Annotated in this window: 17 protein-coding genes; 11 read left to right on the top strand and 6 right to left on the bottom strand. The window is 64.8% G+C overall.

Features of this window, described 5'->3' with window-relative positions:
• Window positions 1-2 precede the first annotated feature (2 nt).
• From AC1RR3_RS20810 to AC1RR3_RS20775, 8 genes are all read left to right on the top strand, one after another.
• The gene (locus tag AC1RR3_RS20810) at window positions 3-410 is read left to right on the top strand and encodes a MaoC/PaaZ C-terminal domain-containing protein (RefSeq protein WP_492824984.1); all 408 of its coding nucleotides are present in this window, start codon (window positions 3-5) and stop codon (window positions 408-410) included.
• A gap of 3 nt (window positions 411-413) precedes the next feature.
• Entirely contained in the window at window positions 414-845 is a 432-nt protein-coding gene (locus AC1RR3_RS20805) for a MaoC family dehydratase (RefSeq protein WP_492824983.1), read from the top strand.
• Window positions 842-1,795 (top strand): dihydrodipicolinate synthase family protein, encoded by a 954-nt coding sequence (locus AC1RR3_RS20800; protein WP_492824982.1) that lies wholly within the window; start codon window positions 842-844, stop codon window positions 1,793-1,795. Before AC1RR3_RS20805 ends, AC1RR3_RS20800 begins: the two co-directional genes overlap by 4 nt.
• Before the next feature lie 7 nt (window positions 1,796-1,802).
• Window positions 1,803-2,105 (top strand): hypothetical protein, encoded by a 303-nt coding sequence (locus AC1RR3_RS20795; RefSeq protein WP_492824981.1) that lies wholly within the window; start codon window positions 1,803-1,805, stop codon window positions 2,103-2,105.
• A 120-nt stretch (window positions 2,106-2,225) separates the two neighbouring features.
• Window positions 2,226-3,062 (top strand): ABC transporter substrate-binding protein, encoded by an 837-nt coding sequence (locus tag AC1RR3_RS20790; protein ID WP_492824979.1) that lies wholly within the window; start codon window positions 2,226-2,228, stop codon window positions 3,060-3,062.
• Window positions 3,063-3,079: 17 nt separating this feature from the next.
• A complete protein-coding gene (locus AC1RR3_RS20785) occupies window positions 3,080-3,811 on the top strand; it encodes an amino acid ABC transporter permease (protein ID WP_492824978.1) in 732 nt (243 codons plus the stop codon).
• Window positions 3,808-4,608 carry an amino acid ABC transporter ATP-binding protein gene (locus tag AC1RR3_RS20780; protein ID WP_492824977.1) on the top strand — a complete coding sequence of 267 codons (801 nt, stop codon included), beginning with the start codon at window positions 3,808-3,810 and terminating at the stop codon, window positions 4,606-4,608. The genes AC1RR3_RS20785 and AC1RR3_RS20780 overlap by 4 nt, the downstream gene beginning before the upstream one ends.
• A gap of 15 nt (window positions 4,609-4,623) precedes the next feature.
• Window positions 4,624-5,553, top strand: a complete 930-nt coding sequence (locus AC1RR3_RS20775) for a dihydrodipicolinate synthase family protein (protein WP_492824976.1) — start codon at window positions 4,624-4,626, stop codon at window positions 5,551-5,553.
• Window positions 5,554-5,756: 203 nt separating this feature from the next.
• Here the strand turns inward: AC1RR3_RS20775 and AC1RR3_RS20770 are convergent, their stop codons facing one another.
• Genes AC1RR3_RS20770 through AC1RR3_RS20745 form a run of 6 tightly spaced genes read right to left on the bottom strand, consistent with a single transcriptional unit; the run spans window position 5,757 to window position 11,315 of the window.
• On the bottom strand, window positions 5,757-7,061 hold the full coding sequence (locus AC1RR3_RS20770) for an LLM class flavin-dependent oxidoreductase (RefSeq protein ID WP_492824975.1): 1,305 nt from the start codon (window positions 7,059-7,061) through the stop codon (window positions 5,757-5,759).
• A 16-nt stretch (window positions 7,062-7,077) separates the two neighbouring features.
• Window positions 7,078-7,836, bottom strand: a complete 759-nt coding sequence (locus tag AC1RR3_RS20765; protein WP_492824974.1) for an ABC transporter permease — start codon at window positions 7,834-7,836, stop codon at window positions 7,078-7,080.
• On the bottom strand, window positions 7,833-8,648 hold the full coding sequence (locus tag AC1RR3_RS20760; protein WP_492824973.1) for an ABC transporter permease: 816 nt from the start codon (window positions 8,646-8,648) through the stop codon (window positions 7,833-7,835). Before AC1RR3_RS20760 ends, AC1RR3_RS20765 begins: the two co-directional genes overlap by 4 nt.
• Window positions 8,645-9,661 carry an ABC transporter substrate-binding protein gene (locus AC1RR3_RS20755; RefSeq protein ID WP_492824972.1) on the bottom strand — a complete coding sequence of 339 codons (1,017 nt, stop codon included), beginning with the start codon at window positions 9,659-9,661 and terminating at the stop codon, window positions 8,645-8,647. Before AC1RR3_RS20755 ends, AC1RR3_RS20760 begins: the two co-directional genes overlap by 4 nt.
• 23 nt (window positions 9,662-9,684) lie before the next feature.
• Window positions 9,685-10,464, bottom strand: coding sequence for a class II aldolase/adducin family protein (locus AC1RR3_RS20750; protein ID WP_492824971.1), 780 nt, complete (start codon window positions 10,462-10,464; stop codon window positions 9,685-9,687).
• Window positions 10,461-11,315, bottom strand: a complete 855-nt coding sequence (locus AC1RR3_RS20745; RefSeq protein ID WP_492824970.1) for an ABC transporter ATP-binding protein — start codon at window positions 11,313-11,315, stop codon at window positions 10,461-10,463. Before AC1RR3_RS20745 ends, AC1RR3_RS20750 begins: the two co-directional genes overlap by 4 nt.
• Window positions 11,316-11,578: 263 nt before the next feature.
• On the opposite strand from AC1RR3_RS20745, the gene AC1RR3_RS20740 reads away from it, so the two are divergent.
• The 3 genes from AC1RR3_RS20740 (at window position 11,579) to AC1RR3_RS20730 (ending at window position 14,256) form a co-directional block, all read left to right on the top strand.
• The gene (locus tag AC1RR3_RS20740; protein WP_492824969.1) at window positions 11,579-12,256 is read left to right on the top strand and encodes a GntR family transcriptional regulator; all 678 of its coding nucleotides are present in this window, start codon (window positions 11,579-11,581) and stop codon (window positions 12,254-12,256) included.
• A gap of 67 nt (window positions 12,257-12,323) precedes the next feature.
• Window positions 12,324-13,103: an SDR family oxidoreductase gene (locus tag AC1RR3_RS20735; RefSeq protein WP_008132390.1), complete on the top strand. Its 780-nt coding sequence runs from the start codon at window positions 12,324-12,326 to the stop codon at window positions 13,101-13,103.
• Between the two features lie 7 nt (window positions 13,104-13,110).
• Entirely contained in the window at window positions 13,111-14,256 is a 1,146-nt protein-coding gene (locus tag AC1RR3_RS20730) for a pyridoxal phosphate-dependent aminotransferase (protein WP_492824968.1), read from the top strand.
• The last annotated feature ends 10 nt before the right edge of the window (window positions 14,257-14,266 follow it).

Here is a 14,266-nt window from a genome sequence, read left to right as displayed (position 1 = left end):
CCATGTCTCACGCACTTCTCAAGCCCGGCGCCGCCTTCGCTTTCCGCAAGACCATGACGGTCGCCGAGCAGGCGATGTTCACCGGCATCAGCGGCAATCTCGGCGGTCTCTATGTCGATGCCGTCCGCGCCAAGAAGGCGGGCGCCTCTAACATGGTCGCGTTCGAGCTCGCGGTCGGCGGGCTCGCCACGACGTGCCTCAGCCAGCTTGGTGGACCAACGCGGCGGATCGGCAGCATCGCGCTGAACTTTGCTGCGCCTGTCATCGTCGGCGAGTCCGTCGAAGCCAGAGCCGAGATCGTCTCGGTGGCGGGCGACGACGCGGTGTGCCGGATCACCTGCACGCTGTCCCCCTCAGGGACGACTGTGGTGGACGGTACCGCGACGCTGGTTCCGTTCGCGAAGGGCTGAGCCATGTACGAGCCGAAATCCTTCGACGATCTGAAGGTGAATGACAAGGTCAGCCTGAGCAAGACCATCACCGAAGCGGACGGCGCGCTCTATATCGCCGCGACCGGCGATTTCGGCCCTGTCCATGTCGACGAGGTCTATGCGGGCGCGACGCGCTTCGGCCGCCGGCTTGCGCCGGGGATCATGGTCGCGGGGCTCTGCACCAGCATCCTCACCAGCGAGCTGGTCGGCACCATCGGCGTCTCCGTGGAGGACCGGTTCTGGTTCACCGGCCCGGTGTTCTACGGCGACACGCTGACCTTCGACGTCTGGATCGCCGAACAGCACGACGAGACCCGCACCATCATCTGGGAGGCCAGCGCCCGCAACGAGGGCGGCCTCGAAGTGCTGAAGGCACGGGCGAGCCTGAAATTTCCACGGCGGAAACCGTCATGAGCAAGACGATGACAAAACCTGATCTGCGCGGCGTCACGGTCGCGACCGTGCTGCCCTTCAAGGATGACAGCTCGATCGATTGGGACGGCTATGCCCGCGTGCTCGATTATTGCGCGTGCCCGGACGGGATCGCGGCGGTGTTCGTCAACGGACATGCCGGCGAGGGCGGATCGCTCTCGGATGACGAACGGCAGGCCGTGATCGAACGGACGCGCAGGCAGATCGGCGGCAAGCCGCTGCTCTCAGGCATCATCGCGCATTCCACGGCGGAAGCGATCCACCAGGCGCAGCTCGCGGAAGCTGCCGGCGCCGATTGCGCCGTGTTGTTTCCGCCCGCACCGCTCGGCGGCGGTGCATCGGCGACCTCGCGCGCGCCGCTGGCCTTCGTGCAGGCGGTCAGCTCAGCCATCGGCATTCCCGTGTCGATCTTCCAATATCCGCTGGCGTCCGGCGTCGGCTATTCGCCGGAGACCCTGGCGAAAATCGCAGCCCTCGATAGCGTCATCGCCATCAAGGAAGGCAGCGATACCATGTTGGCCTATGATGAGAACCGCCGGGCGGTGAAGCAGGCCGATGCCTCCGTCGCGATCCTGCCGTCGAATTTCAACTGGTTCCTGCCGCAACTCGCCGTCGGCGGCGACGGCATTCTCTCGGGCCTCGTCAGCCTCGCGCCGCATCTGTTCGCCGCACTCTGGCAGGCTTCGCTTGCCGACGACCTCAAGGCGATGCGCGCTGTCAACGAACGGCTCTATCCGATCGTGCGGTCGATCTACGGGCCGGCGCCGATCATGGACATGCATACGCGCATGAAAGTGGGGCTCAAGGCGCTCGGCGTGATCCGCAACGCCGATCCGCGGCCGCCGCTGCTGCCGGTCCTTCCTGCGCTGTGCGACGCCATCGCAACGACCGTCGGCGCGGCGCGCGCGGCCGGCGATATTCGTCTGGCGTGAGGAGCCCATGGCCGACGAAGCCTTCATTCACATCGTGCGGGTCGATATCGACCCCGAGCACGAGGCTGCGTTCAACACCTGGTACGAGCAAAAGCATTTTCCCGATCTGCTCGCCTGTCCAGGCTGGCTGTCGGCAAAGCGCTTCGTCTCGGTTGGCGAGGGCCCGAAATACGCGGCCATGTACGAGGTCGCGGGACGCTGGGCGTTCGAGACGCCTGAGTTTTTGAGAGTGAAGGGATTCGGCCCGTTCGAATCCCTGGTGAAGAATTTCATGCGGATCCAGCTCAAGCCGATGTCGGGACCGGCTTGAGGGGATGAAGACGATGCTGCCTGTCGTGTCGCAAGATCCGGCCGGCCGCATCCAAGAACGTTGAGGGGAAAGCCGGGCAAGGGACTGCATCGATCATTGGCGTCTTACTGGAGGTAATACATGGTCTCGACACTGCTTCGCTTGAGTGCTGCTGCCGCGCTCGTTTTCGCATCCGCATCCGCGCATGCGGCCTGCACGCCCGCGATCGCCGACAGCGATCTGATTGCGCCGGGGAAATTGCAGCTCTCGATCAACCCGACCAATCCGCCGCAGCAATTCGTCGACAAGGACGGTCAGTTGCAGGGGCTCAACGTGGAACTCGCGGCCGAGCTCGGCAAGCGGTTGTGTCTTCCGGTCGAACTCGTCCGGATGGATTTTCCGGCGATGATCCCGGCCATGAACGCAAGCCGCATCGACGGCATCGACACCGGCATGTTCTGGACCGAGGAACGCTCGAAGCTGATGTACATGGTGCCTTACGCCATCCAGGCCATTTCGGTCGTGGTTGCACCCGACAGCGGCACAAAAATTGCTACCGAAAATGATCTGATCGGAAAAACATCCGCCGTCGAGGTCAGCACCTACCAGATGAACTGGCTCAAGAAGCTCAGCGATACCAACGTGGCGAAGGGCGGCCCGGCCATCGAGATGCGCACGTTCCCGACCGCGACCAATGTCGTCAGCGCGCTGCTCGCCGGGCAAGTGGACAATGCACTGCTGGTGGACAGCGTCGCGCGCGATCTCGTCGGCCGCGGCCGCGTGAAGGAAGTTTTGAGCGGGCTCGGCACGGCGCGAACCACGCTCGGCTTCCGCAACAAGACGGTGGCCGATACCGTCGTCAAGGCGCTCAACGCCATGCGGGCCGACGGCTTCTATCAGGCGCTGTTCGACAAGTTCGGCCTGACGGCCATGCCGGCTGATCAGCCGCTCGCGATCGCCGGTCCCGGTCCAGCCTGAAACACGGAGACGAGCCGATGAGCCATTTCAGTCCGACGGCCGCCGTCAACTACTTCTTCAACTACTTCCTGATGAAGGGTGTGCTCGTCACCATCGGCTTGACGGTGGCGGCGGTCATCGGCGGATTGATCCTCGGCATGGGCATCGCGTTGATGCGCATGTCGTCCAATCCGCTACTTTCAGGCTTCTCGCGCTTCTACATCTGGTTCTTCCGCGGCACGCCGCTGCTGATCCAGCTCGTGGTGATCTACAGCGGCTTGCCGCAGCTGGGCATCAAGTTCTCCGTGATCACCTGCGCGCTGGTCGGGCTCATTCTCAACGAGGCGGCCTATCTCGCCGAGATCGTGCGCAGCGGCTTCATGGCGGTGTCGGCGGGGCAGCGCGAGGCCGCCTGGGCGCTCAGCCTGTCGCCCTGGGTCACGTTCCGCCGCGTGACCCTGCCGCAGGCGTTCCGGCTGATGATCCCGCCGCTCGGCAATTCCATCAATTCGCTGCTGAAGGCGACCTCGCTCGCCTCGGTGATCTCGGTCGAGGAGCTGATGCGCCGCAGCGACATGCTGATGCAGGAGCACTTCCAGATCCTTGAAGTCTATGCGGCTGCCACGGCGTATTATTTGATCCTCACCTCGGTGTGGGACGCTGTTCAACGCCGGCTGGAGAAGCATTTCGGTCGGTCGACCGCCGCAAAATCCAGGCGCGTCCCGGCGAGCGCGCCGGTTGTGCAAGCCAGCGTGGAGGCCCGCGCATGAGCGAGATGTCGATGAATACGGCCAGTGGTGTCGAAGGCGCAACGGCGCAGCCGCAATTGCGCGAGGTGCCTGCGGTTCGCATGGAGGCCGTCTACAAGCACTATGGCGACTTCACCGCGTTGAACGAGGTCGACCTCAAGGTTGCCAAGGGCGAGAAGATCGTGGTCTGCGGTCCCTCCGGCTCGGGCAAGTCGACGCTCATCCGTTGTATCAATCACATCGAGAAGCACGACGAGGGCCTGATCTACGTCAACGGCGTCGAGCTCGACCACCAGCGCAGGAACATCGATGCCGTCAGGCGCGATACCGGCATGGTGTTCCAGAGCTTTAATCTGTTTCCGCACATGACGGTGCTGGAGAACTGCATCCTGGCGCCAATGACCGTGAGCGGCATGTCGCAGGCTGAGGCAAAGGACCTTGCCATGCATTTCCTCACCAAGGTCCGGATTCCCGACCAGGCCGAAAAATATCCCGGGCAGCTCTCGGGCGGCCAGCAGCAGCGCGTCGCCATCGCCCGCGCGCTGTGCATGCGGCCGAAGATCATGCTGTTCGACGAGCCGACCTCGGCGCTCGACCCCGAAATGGTCAAGGAAGTGTTGGAGACCATGAAGAAGCTCGCGGAAGAGGGCATGACCATGCTGTGCGTGACGCATGAAATGGGCTTTGCCCGCGAGGTCGCCGACCGCATCGTGTTCATGAACGAGGGGAAGGTAGTCGAGCAAGCCGCGCCGGAGGAGTTCTTCAAGAACCCGAAGTCCGAGCGTGCCAGGACGTTCCTCGATCAGATCATCCACTAGCTGATGTCGGCGGAGATGCGGACATTCAGCGATCGCCTGCGCGGCATCCATGCGGCCACGATCGTGCCGATGACGCCTGACTATGGGGTCGATGAGCGTCAGCTGGCGGCGCATCTCGCTTCGGTCGCATCCACGCCGGGCATCAACGGGCTCCTGGTCAACGGCCATGCCGGCGAGAATTTTGTGCTCTCGCTCGCCGAGAAGCGGCGCGTGGTGGAGCTGTCGCGTGAGCACGCGCCGAAGAACTGCCTGATCATCTCCGGGGTCAATCACGAGTCGAGCCTGGAGGCTGCGCGCGAGGCGGCCGCGCTGGAGCAAGCCGGTGCGGACGGGCTCCTGGTATTTCCTCCCAACAGCTGGGCGCTCGGCCACGCCGACGACTGCGTCATCGCACATCATCGTCATATCCGCGATGCCACGGCCGTGCCGCTGATGCTCTACGCCGCGCCCGTTGGTGCGGGCGCAATGGCCTACTCCCCGTCTCTGCTGGAACGGCTTGTCGCCGACCCTCGCTTCGTCGCGATCAAGGAGGGCAGCTGGGAAGTTGCGACTTACGAGCAGAATCTGCGGCTGATCCACAAGCTGCGGCCGGAGTTCGTCGTGCTCGGCTCCGGCGACGAGCACCTGTTGACGAGCTATCTCGTTGGCTCGGCCGGCAGCCAGGTCAGCCTTGCCTGCGTCGTGCCGGAGCTCGTGGTCAGCCTGTGGAGCGCGGCGGAAGCCGGCGATTGGGAGCGGGCGCGCGCGGCGCACGAGAAACTTTATCCGCTCGCGGTCGCGATCTACCGCGATGCACCGGGAGGACGGGCGACGGTGCGGCTCAAGGCCTGCCTGAAATTGCTCGGGCGTCTCTCATGCGACGCGGCGCGGCCGCCGCAGCCGCCGGCAACGCGAGGCGAGTTGCAGGCGCTCGATCAGGCGCTACGGATCGCCGGCGCGCTCTAGAACGCGATGAGATTGGGTTCGAATGCTGCAACGATGGAGGTGTGTTCTCTTCCCCGCTTGCGGGGGAGGGCTGGGGAGAGGGTATCTCCGCAATCGAGAACCCCCAAGAGGAGAGAACCCTCACCCGGCGCGTTGCGCCGACCTCTCCCGCAGGCGGAAGAGGTGCACCGAGCCCGCGGCCGCTTGGTTCATTCCGCTCTAATTTAGGCCGCAAAGAACGGATTGGCCGGTCGCGCGAGGCCGAGGTGATCGCGCAATGTCGTGCCCTCGTACTCGGCCCGGAACAGCCCGCGCTCTTGCAAAATGGGCACGACGAGTTGGACGAAGTCCTCGAAGCCTTCGTGGAAGTAGGGCGGCATGACATTGAAGCCGTCGGCGGCGTGCTCCTCGAACCAGAGCTGGAGCGTGTCGGCGATGCGCTCGGCCGAGCCGCACAGCACCCAATGGCCGCGGGCGGCGGCGGTGAGATTGTAGAGATCGCGCAGCGTCATGTTCTCGCGCCGGCCCTTGGCGAGCATGACGCTGGCAAAGCTGTGATAGCTGTCGGACGGTGCGATGTCAGGGATCGGCCCGTCGAGATCGTAGGCCGACATGTCGCGGCCGAAGCGGTCCGACAGGATTGCGAGTGCATTGCTGCCGCTGACGAAGCTCTGGAGCACGTTGAGCTTCTCGAACGCCTCCTTGTCGGTGCGGCCGACCACGGGCATCACGCCCGGCAGCACCGTGACGTCCTCGGCCTTGCGGCCGAACGACGGCAGCCGCGTCTTCAGCGACGTGTAACCAGCCTTGGCCTCCTCGATGTCCTGCACCACCGAGAATACGATGTCGGCGGTGCGCGCGGCGAGTGCTTGCCCGGCCTCGGAGCCGCCGGCTTGCAGCACGATGGGGCGGCCTTGCGGGCTGCGGCCGATGTTGAGCGGGCCCTTCACCTTGAAGAACGCGCCGTCATGGTCGATCGGGCGGAGCTTTGCCGGATCGATGTAGAGGCCGCCAGTGCGGTCGGCGACGATGGCATCGTCAGCCCAGCCGTCCCACAGGCCCTTGACGACATCGAGAAATTCGCCGGCCATCTCGTAGCGGCGGGCGTGGTCGGGATGGGTGGTGCCGAAATTCGCCGCCGTGGCCGGATTGGCCGTCGTCACTGCATTCCACGCCGCGCGACCCTTGGAGATGTGATCCAGCGAAGCAAAGACGCGCGCGACCGAGAACGGATCGCTGTAGGTGGTGGAGACGGTGGCGCCGAGGCCGATATGGCTGGTCGAGGTTGCAAGCGCAGCCAGCATGGTCAGCGGCTCCAGCCGCAGCGTGTAGGAGGGATGGGCGGCGGCATCGGCATAGAGATTGTCGCCCATGAAGATCAGGTCGAACTTGCCGCGCTCGGCGATGCGGCCGATCTGCTGGATCGCTGAAAAATCCTGGAAGCTGTCGACCGCGCCGGGATAGCGCCAGCCGGCAACATGGCTGCCGGTGCCCAGGATGAACAGGCCGAGATGCATCTGTCGTTTCATGGCGTGTTTCATGGCGTCACGTCCAGAACAGGATCTTTCGCTCGAGGAAGCCGATCACGCCGAAGAAAGCGAGGCTCGCCGCCGAGGCGACGAAGATCGCCGCCCAGACCTGGACGAAGTCGATCTGGAGCACGGCCTGGTAGATCACCCAGCCGAGGCCGCCATGCGCGCCGAGCATTTCGGTGACGATCGCGACGATGACGCTGCGCACCGTGGAGACGCGCATACCGGCGAGCAGCAGCGGCAGGGCGGTCGGCAGCCGCAGGCGCCACAGCACGCCGAAGCGGCTGGCGCCAAAACTCTTCATGAGGTCGACGGCGCGGCGATCGACACGATCGAGCCCTGCCAGCATCGACAGCAGGACGGTGAAGCTCACCGCCATTGCCACCATCACGATCTTCGAGCTGACGCCGATGCCGAACCACAGCAGGATCAGCGGTGAATAGCCGACCACGGGCACCGAATTGATTGCGGTGGCCAGCGGCAGGATCGCGCTCCGCAATGCCGGCACCAGCGCGATGGCGACGGCAAGGCCGATGCCGATCAGGCAGCCGAGCCCGAAACCGACCAGCGCTTCGAGCAGGGTGTAGCCGGCGGCGTCAATGAGCGTTGCACGTTTCGACCATAGGCCGACGAGGATGTCGCTGACCGCGGGAAGAACATAAGCGGGCAGATGCAGTCCGCGCGCCGCACCTTCCCAGCACGCGACCAGGAGGACGGCGCCCAGAATGCCGCGCTGGACGGCGAGCGAGGGAGAGGCGATCACGCGGCTCATTGCTCGGCGTTCCAGAACACGAGGCGCCGCTCGACCGCGGCAACCACGGCATAGAAGCCGGTGCCGAGCAGGGCGGCGGCGAGCAGGGCGGCCCAGATCGCAACGACGTTCTCGGTGAACATGGCCTGGAGCAGCAGCACGCCGAGCCCGGTGGTGTCGCCGAACCATTCGCCGACGATGGCACCGACGAGGCTCAGCGATGCGGCGAGCCGCAGCGCCACGAAGATCTGCGGCAGCGCGGTCGGAAGCTGCAAGCGGAGCAGGAGCTGACGGTTGGAGGCGCCGAAGCTGCGCATCAGGTCAACCTGCCTGGGGTCCACTGTTTCGAGACCCAGCAGCGTGTTCACCGTCACCGGAAAGAAGGTCAGATAGAATGCGATGATCGCCTTGGCGAGCAGGGTGTTTCCGAACCACAGCACCACCAGCGCGCCGAAGGCGATGACCGGAATGGTCTGCGACACCACGAAGATCGGAAAGATCATCTCGCGCAGCGCGCGGACGCGGAAGAACACGACACCCATCAGCACGCCGAACGCGCCGCCGGAGGCGAAGCCGATCAGCGTCTCGGCAAGGGTCCGCAGGAAACCGTCGACATAGGCGCGAGGTGTGGCCGCCATCGCCAGCAGGATGGTGCTGAGGCGTGGCAGGTAATAAGGCCGGATGCCGAACAGCAGCACCGCGCCTTCCCAGATCACTGCCGCGATGGCGAGGCCGAGCAGCAGCCGGATCAGCTTGCGCAGCGAATCCGGCATCGCGATCGACTGCGCAGTTGCGCGGCCGTCGTCAAGCGATGTCGCCGCAGGGCTGCTCACGGCAGCCGGTCCGCCGCCGGGATGCTCTGGATGAAGCTCGCGTCATAGGCCGCGGCGAGATCGACCGGCTTGGAGATGACGCCGTATTTCAGGAAGAAGTCGTGAGCGGTCTTCACCGCATCAGCATCGATCCAGAACATGCCGTTCTTCGCCGCTGCGCCTGCCGTCATCAGGCGCTTCACCTCGGTGAGCATGAATTCCTGCTGCGCGCGGTCGAGCGTCGGAGCCGCGGCCATCACGGTGTCGACGGCGCCCTTGGGATCGGAGAACGCATCCTTCCAGCCCTTGAGCGACGCCCGCAGGAACGCCTTGACCAGCTCCGGCTTCTCCTTGGCGGTCGCCTCGGCCACGATCAGCGTGTCGCGCGGGAAGGTGATGCCGTAATCCTCGGCGACGAAGGTCTTCAGGCTATCCTTCGGCATGCGCGACTGGATGGTGTAGAACTCGTTGTAATAGGTCGCCGTGATGACGTCGACGTTGCCGTCGACGAACGGCGTCACCGAAACCTGCTGCGGCTGGATCTTCAGTTCATCCGGCTTGATGCCTTCCTTGGCCAGCATGCCGTTCAGCACATGATTGGCGCCGGTGAACCAGGTGGTGACGGTCTTGCCCTTGAAGTCCTGGATCGTCTTCACCGGCCCGTCCTTGCGGGTGACGAAGATGAAGGGGGTGATCTGGTGCGACACGCCGATGCAGACGATCGGCAGGCCCTTGTCGCGGGCCGCGAACACGCTGTCGGTGCCGCCGGACAGGCCGAACGTGTCGGCGCCGGTTGCGACCAGGTTTTCGGTCAGCAGATTGGGCCCGCCGGGATTGATGGTGAGGTCGATGCCCTCGGCCTTGTAATAGCCCTTGGCGGCCGCGACGTAGAAGCCGGCAAACTGCGCCTGCGGCAGCCATTTCAGACGCAGGCTCGCCTTCTGCAATTCGGCGGCGGGCGCGGCCGTGACCAGCGAGCCAGTCGCCAGTGCAATGGCGGAGAGGACGGAGAAGGCGTGGCGACGGCTCAACATGGTCATACTCCAGAGGATGAAAATCAATTGCGATAGGATGGATCGGTGCGGTCGAGCTGGCGCATCAGCGCCGGCCATTCGCGTTCGCCGGGCACGAGGATGTCGCCCTGCAATTCCCAGAACTGGCGGGCGGCCTTCTCGCAGACCTCGTGCGGCGGCATCACCAGCTTGGCGCCGGCCGCGGCGGCGGCCTGCATCTGGAGCTGGATTCGCGCGGCACGCTCGAAATAATAGAGCAGCATGAAGGCCTCGCCCGGCGTGCGGCCGACGGTGAGGATGCCATGGTTGCGCATCAGCATCACCTTGTGCGGCCCGAGATCGCGCACGAGGCGGACCTGCTCGTCGAGGTCGATGGCGACGCCTTCGTAGTCGTGAAAGGCCTGGCGGTCGTAGAAGCGCATCGCGAACTGGCTCAGCGGCAGCAAGCCCTTCTCCTGCCCTGAGACCGCGACGCTTGCGTCGGAATGGGTGTGCAGCACGCAGGCTGCATCGTGGTTCGAGGTGTGGATCGCGGCATGAATCACGAAGGCGGCGACGTTGACGGCCTGCGGCGTGTCGTCGAGCTTGTTACCCCTGGTGTCGATCTTGACGAGGCTCGACGCCGTGATCTCGTCGAACAGCAGCCCATAGGGATTGATCAGGAACTGATCGTCATGGCCGGGCACGCGCAGCGAGATGTGATTGTAGATCAGATCGTCCATGCCGAGTTTTGCGACCATCCGGTAGCAGGCGGCGAGCTTGACGCGGGCGTCCCACTCGGCCGGATCGATGCCGCGCGGTTCTTTCGCTGATATCGCGTTCACTGCGACTTCTCCTGCGCGATCGAGGACTGGAACGATTTCATGCTTTCCTCCTCGATCGCATCGAGCAGCGTGCGCTTGAGGCGGATGAATTCGGGGGATGTGACGATCTCGGGCCGGCGCGGGCGGGGAAGATCGACGATTTGTTCGAGCTTCACCGAGCCGGGACGGGCGGTCATCACCAGCACGCGATCGCCGAGGAAGATGGCCTCGTCGACGTCGTGGGTGATGAAGAGAATGGTGCGGCGGTATTTCTGCCAGACATCGAGCAGCCAGCGCTGCATCATCGCGCGCGTCAGCGCGTCGAGCGCGCCGAACGGCTCGTCCAGCAGCATCAGGCCGCGCTCGAACAGGAAGGTGCGCATCAGGGCGACGCGCTGGCGCATGCCGCCGGACAATTGATTGGGATATTGCTTCTCGAAGCCGGCGAGCCCGAACTCGGGCAGCATCTTCAGCGCCTTGGCGCGCGCGTGCTCGCGCTTCATGCCCTCGACCTCGAGCGCGAGGATGGCGTTGTCGACCACATTGCGCCAGGGAAACAGCAAATCGCGCTGCGGCATGAAGGAGACGCGGCCGAGCAAGTCGGCGGCATGGCAGCTCTTGCCCTCGAAGCGCAGGATGCCGCCGGCGTCGGGCTCTTCCAGCCCGGCGACGATGTTGAAGAGGGTGCTCTTGCCGCAGCCGCTGGGACCTACGACGGTGACGAACTCGCCGGGGGCGACGCTCGCCTGAAGCCCTGACAGCGCCGCCACCGCGCCAAAAGTCTTGTTGATCGCGCGCAGCTCGAGCAGCGGCTCAGGCTTTGGCTGCGCCTCGATGGTCGGTCCGGGGTCGGGGAGGCGGGCGGCCTGCACCAGCATGTCCTTGTATAATGGCGGCGGCCATTCGCATACGAAAGCGGACCGCGTCGAAATCTCTTAGCAACTCGTGTGCCAGTGCGATTTCCGGGCAAATCAGGCATAAGACTTGCGAGACTGACGGCGAATAGGTCGGAGTCGCGCGCGCCTCCGAGAGAGAACGGGTCATTTCGCTGGGATATCAGGGCCAATATGTATACTTATATTGGTATCGGAGAAACATGATGGCGGATATTGGTGCACATGTTGGAGGCAAGCGCGTGAAAAACGGGCAGGGGTCCCTGGCGCCAAGCCCCGGCATCACGCTGGCCGAGAGCCTGCGCCAGAAGCTCGAAGGGGCGATTGCGGCCGGCCATCTGGAGCCGGGCAGCCGGCTCGACGAGCAGGAGATCGCCCAGCGCTTCGGTGTCTCGCGCACGCCGGTGCGGGAGGCGTTCCGCCTGATGGCCGCCAACAATCTGGTCGAGCTGCGCGGCCGGCAAGGGGCGACGGTCCGCAGCATCAAGGCGCAGGCGCTGATCGAGATGTTTCAGGTCATGGCGGAGCTGGAAGGGCTCTGCGCGCGGCTTGCCGCAAGGCGCGTCTCGCAGGCCTGGGGCGCTGAAATAGGCGAGATTCACCAGCGGCTTGTGGCAGCAGGCGAAACCGGCGACATCGACGTTTTCTACGACATCAACCAGGAATTCCACGAAGCGATCTACGAGGCCTCGCGCAACACCTTCCTGGCCGACCAGACCCGCAAGCTGCGCAACCAGGTGGCCGCCTATCGCCGCCGGGTGACGCGCATGCCGAACCGGATCGCCGACACCGTCCGCGAGCACGAGGCGATCATGCAGGCGATCCTGGCCCACGATCCGGAGCGGGCCCACAGCACCATGCGGGACCACGTCAACCTGCTCGGTGACAACCTGCTGGACTTCCTCGCCGCCTTCGAATGACCCCTGATGTCGCTTGGTATGCAAATTGCTAGACCTTGTATATCTAGCTTGCATCCTGGAGACCCCTGTGGACCTGAAGCTGACGAACAAGACCGCCTTGATCACCGGCGCGTCGAAAGGAATTGGACTGGCGGTGGCCGAGCTCTTCGCCGCGGAGGGGTGCCATCTGCATCTGGCTGCCCGCAATGGCGAAGCCATGCTCGAGGCCAAGAAGCAGCTCGAAGCGCGCCATGGCGTGAAGATCACGATCCACGCGCTCGACCTGTCGAGCACGGCCGCGATGGAGAAGCTCGCGGCCGAGGTCGGCGACATCGACATCCTCATCAACAATGCCGGCGACATCCCGGCCGGTTCGCTGGAGATTCTCGACGACGCCGCCTGGCGGCGCGGCTTCGATCTCAAGGTGTTCGGCTACATCACGCTGTCGCGCCTCTATTATCCGCGCATGAAGGGCAAGGACGGCGTCATCATCAACATCATCGGCAATTCCGGTGAGAACTGGGACGCGAGCTACATCGCGGGCTCGACGGGCAATGCAGCGCTGATGTCCTTCACCAAGGCGCTCGGCGGCCGCAGCCTCGATCACGGCGTGCGCGTCGTCGCGGTCAATCCGGGGCCGGTTGCGACCGACCGCATGCTCAAGATCATGAAGCGCAAGTCGATCGACATGCTCGGCGACGAAAGCCGCTGGGAGGAACTGTACGACAAATATCCGGGCAAGCGGCCGGCGACGTCGGAAGAGGTCGCCGATCTCGTCGCCTTCCTGTCCTCGCCGCGGTCCGGCTACATCACCGGCACCGTGGTGACGATCGACGGCGGCATCGCCGCGCGCGGCTCGGTAATCTGAGGCGTCGATGTCGAGGCCTGAATCCGCGGCGCTGGTCCGCAACCGCTATTTCGACGAGCTCTCGGCGACGCCGGGGCTCTTCTGGCTCGGCCAGAACACCAACCATGTCGAGAGCCATCCCGCCGTGCGCGAGGCGATGCTGCGCTCGATCGAGGCGGGCGAGTTCAATGCCTATGCGCCGCCGCTCGGCTTCGAGGCGCTGCGCGCGGCGATCGTCGCCGATCTCGGCACGCCGGGCGCGGAAGCGCTGGTGACCGAGGGCGGCGTCAATGCGCTGGCTATGATTTGCCGTGCGCGCTGCAAGCCGGGCACCACGCTGGTGACGACCGATCCGACCTGGAAATGGCCGTGCCTGTTCGCGCGCCAGCAGGGTGCCGAGGTGATCGAGATTCCGATCTACGATCCCGCCTGCAACTACCGCCTGACGCCCGAGGCGTTGAAGGCGAATGTCGACGAGCGCACCGCGATCATCTATCTGGTCGATCCCAACAATCCGCTCGGCATCCGCTACACCCGCGAGGAGATCGAGAGCTTTGCCGCGATCGCGCGCGATTGCGGCGCGCTGCTGGTGCACGACTGCACCTATCGCGATTTCGCCGATGGTCACACGCCGGCGCTTCACGTGGCCCCGCAGGGTTCGGTGGTCTCGACCAGCTTTTCGAAATGGCTTGGGCTCGCTGGCCTGCGCATTGGCGCTCTCGTTGCCGCGCCAGATCTGTTCGAAGAGTTCGCGCAGACCTCCACGAGCGTGCTCGGCGCGAGCGTCATCGCCCAGCGCGCGGCGCAGGCGGGGTTGTCGGTCAAGGCCGAATGGATGAAGAAGGTCCGCAGCACCGACCGGAGCAACAAGGCGATGATCCAGGAGGCGGCGGCTGGAATCGAAGGATTGGCGCTGCCGATCATGCCCTCGCACGGCAACTTCCTGGTGCTGGAAACCATCGCGGCGGGCATCCGCCCCGAGGCGCTGGTCGAGTGCTATCGCCGGCAGGGCATCATGATCCGCCAGGGCACCTACCACACCCAGCGCTTCGGCGACCGTTTCGTCAAGATCAGCACCTCCGTGCCGCAGGCCTGGGCCGAGAAGTTTTGCACGCTGCTGCCGGAGATGGTCGCGCAGGCGCGCACGCTCAACGACCTGCCGCCGCAATTCTAGGGACGATGCC

This window comes from Bradyrhizobium sp. GW821-FHT13H05 (genome assembly GCF_058804065.1).
The sequence above is the reverse complement of the archived record's forward strand: the minus strand, read 5'-3'. Positions and strand labels throughout refer to the sequence as shown.

What these genes read in the sequence shown, in the direction of transcription:
- AC1RR3_RS20810 (WP_492824984.1), top strand. Translation starts at nt 3, where the DNA reads ATGTCTCACGCACTTCTCAAGCCCGGCGCCGCCTTCGCTTTCCGCAAG.
- AC1RR3_RS20805 (WP_492824983.1), top strand. Translation starts at nt 414, where the DNA reads ATGTACGAGCCGAAATCCTTCGACGATCTGAAGGTGAATGACAAGGTC.
- AC1RR3_RS20800 (WP_492824982.1), top strand. Translation starts at nt 842, where the DNA reads ATGAGCAAGACGATGACAAAACCTGATCTGCGCGGCGTCACGGTCGCG.
- AC1RR3_RS20795 (WP_492824981.1), top strand. Translation starts at nt 1,803, where the DNA reads ATGGCCGACGAAGCCTTCATTCACATCGTGCGGGTCGATATCGACCCC.
- AC1RR3_RS20790 (WP_492824979.1), top strand. Translation starts at nt 2,226, where the DNA reads ATGGTCTCGACACTGCTTCGCTTGAGTGCTGCTGCCGCGCTCGTTTTC.
- AC1RR3_RS20785 (WP_492824978.1), top strand. Translation starts at nt 3,080, where the DNA reads ATGAGCCATTTCAGTCCGACGGCCGCCGTCAACTACTTCTTCAACTAC.
- AC1RR3_RS20780 (WP_492824977.1), top strand. Translation starts at nt 3,808, where the DNA reads ATGAGCGAGATGTCGATGAATACGGCCAGTGGTGTCGAAGGCGCAACG.
- AC1RR3_RS20775 (WP_492824976.1), top strand. Translation starts at nt 4,624, where the DNA reads ATGCGGACATTCAGCGATCGCCTGCGCGGCATCCATGCGGCCACGATC.
- AC1RR3_RS20770 (WP_492824975.1), bottom strand. Translation starts at nt 7,061, where the DNA reads ATGAAACGACAGATGCATCTCGGCCTGTTCATCCTGGGCACCGGCAGC.
- AC1RR3_RS20765 (WP_492824974.1), bottom strand. Translation starts at nt 7,836, where the DNA reads ATGAGCCGCGTGATCGCCTCTCCCTCGCTCGCCGTCCAGCGCGGCATT.
- AC1RR3_RS20755 (WP_492824972.1), bottom strand. Translation starts at nt 9,661, where the DNA reads ATGTTGAGCCGTCGCCACGCCTTCTCCGTCCTCTCCGCCATTGCACTG.
- AC1RR3_RS20730 (WP_492824968.1), top strand. Translation starts at nt 13,111, where the DNA reads ATGTCGAGGCCTGAATCCGCGGCGCTGGTCCGCAACCGCTATTTCGAC.